At 59.7% G+C, this 2,079-nt stretch carries 3 protein-coding genes; 1 reads left to right on the top strand and 2 read right to left on the bottom strand.

Annotation, left to right across the window (positions count from 1 at the left end):
• On the top strand, window positions 1–810 hold an 810-nt coding region (locus AC1D00_RS38295), incomplete at its 5' end, for an ABC transporter permease (RefSeq protein WP_477014246.1).
• A 177-nt stretch (window positions 811–987) separates the two neighbouring features.
• Here AC1D00_RS38295 and AC1D00_RS38290 read toward each other — a convergent pair.
• On the bottom strand, window positions 988–1,263 hold the full coding sequence (locus tag AC1D00_RS38290; RefSeq protein ID WP_477014245.1) for a hypothetical protein: 276 nt from the start codon (window positions 1,261–1,263) through the stop codon (window positions 988–990).
• Window positions 1,264–1,385: 122 nt separating this feature from the next.
• Complete coding sequence (locus tag AC1D00_RS38285; RefSeq protein WP_477014244.1) at window positions 1,386–1,511, bottom strand: hypothetical protein; 126 nt, start codon at window positions 1,509–1,511, stop codon at window positions 1,386–1,388.
• Window positions 1,512–2,079 lie beyond the last annotated feature (568 nt).

Raw genomic sequence — 2,079 nt, 5'->3', positions numbered from 1 at the left:
GTGATCCTCTGCGCGGAGATCGACCTCTCGATCGCCAGCATCGCCAACGTCACCGGCATCGCGGTCGCCTATTTCACGCTGCAAGAGTCCTACGTCAACATCGCCAACATCCCCCTGCCCGGCGCGGTTGCGATCATCCTGTCGATCCTGCTCTGCGCGCTGCTCGGCCTCGTCAATGYGCTGGGGCTGACCGTGATCGGCATCCCCTCCTTCATCATGACCCTGGCGATGATGCAGATCGCGGCCGGCATCTCGGCGCTGCTGGTGCGCGGCCAGATCGCCTACAAGGTGCCCGGCCTGATCACGACGCTCGGCTCCGGTTCGATCGGCGGCATCCCATGGATCGTCATCGTCGCGGCCATCATGCTGCTCGGCGGCCATCTGGTGCTGACCTACACGCGCTTCGGCCGCTACGTCTACATGGTCGGGGGCAATCGCGAGGCGGCCGAATATTCCGGCCTCAACGTCAAGCTCATCCTCGGCGCCGTCATGGTGATCTCGGCGGTGTGCTCCGGCATCGGCGGCATGCTGGGTGTCGCGCATTTCGGCAGCGCGCAGCAGAACGAGTTCGACACCTATCTGCTCGACTCCATCGCCGCGGTCGTCGTCGGCGGCACCAGCCTGTTCGGCGGCCGCGGCGGCATCGGCAACACCATCGTCGGCCTGTTCGTGCTCGGCGTCCTCAACAACGGCCTCGACCACGTCAACATCGACAGCTTCCTGAAGATCCTGATCCGCGGCCTCATCCTGCTGGCGGCGCTGGTCATCAACGTCTATGCGCAGCGGCTGAGGGAGAAAGCGGCGGAGTAGACCGCCCTCAAAAACAAAAACTGCGAAAACAACCCCATGCACAGTAGAAACTGTGAGGAAGTTCAGCCGCTTACCAAACCCGCGATTGCGTAAGCGCGACCGCGCCGACGTTTGACTCGTCGGGCAAGACAGGAGCACAACGCAATCATGGCGCCGATCCCGTAGGGAGCGCAGAGCTCAGGGGAGCGGCTCGACCTTTGCCGCCATGTCGGGGACGCGGGTAATTCTGAACCAGGCGTTGCTGCATTTCAGAAGCCAAACGTCGCGATCAGGTCGAGACAACCTCGCATTTTTCTTTGCGCCAAGTGGCTTTTCGCAAGTGAAGCCTTGTGTACGGATCTGGGCCGCCAGCATTCCCTGAATCGTTTCGGCCGGAATTTGCTGCGCCCGCACTTGCGGACCAAAAAGAATAAAAGCGAAGGAAAACAGTAATGATCCAGATGCTCTGTGCATGATTTCAAGCCTTGAAGCAGCCGCCCCGCGAGTTCGAATGTCGCACTATAGCAGAAACACCGGTGTTGTCCGCGCCCGGACGAGCCCGCCTTAGCGCGGCCTGCTCCAGTTAGCCTCCATGCTCACGAATACGCCGTATAGGAACTGACCCACACCAGGATCGAGGCGAGCAGGCCGATCACCCCTGTATTCTCGGCAAAGGCAGCGGCGCTGCCGGACATTTCCAGACGAAGCGAGTCACGGCTCATCCCATCGGTATCGATATCTCAGCCGGAAAACGCCGTCGTACCGTCAAGCGCGTTTGTACACGCCGGCCCCTAGCACACAAAATAATGACCAAGGCTGGTCCTCATTGGACGGTTGTGCTAGCGTTCCATTTGCAATGGAGGTTTCAAGAAATGGCCTCGTCGCAACTTTTTCACTGCGCCTCATTTCGATTCCCGCATACGCCGTCGAGCGTTTGATGCATCGCATATTGCTGGAAGATGCGCGCCCTGGCGCGCCAAAGCACGAGTGTTTCAAGTCGTTCCGTGGTTTTGTGTATAAGGAATGATGTCATGCGTATCACAATGCTGAATCAATTTTTCGGAATTCTCGCCGTCACCGCGACGTTGCGCGGGACCGAAACAGCGTTCGCCCGGAACGCGGCAGCCCTGCCTCCACCCTATCATTGAGACGATCGAAGACGCGGGGAACGCGCGCGACGTGTGGGCCAAGGCTCCGGCGATATGATGTGGCTCAACTGATCGAAAATACGCCGGGCTCGACCGTCACGAGAGACGATACGATTCCGACGTTGGACAAGGAGAATTGAAC

The sequence above is a fragment of the Bradyrhizobium sp. P2_E8 genome (assembly GCF_056403875.1).
The sequence above is the reverse complement of the archived record's forward strand: the minus strand, read 5'-3'. Positions and strand labels throughout refer to the sequence as shown.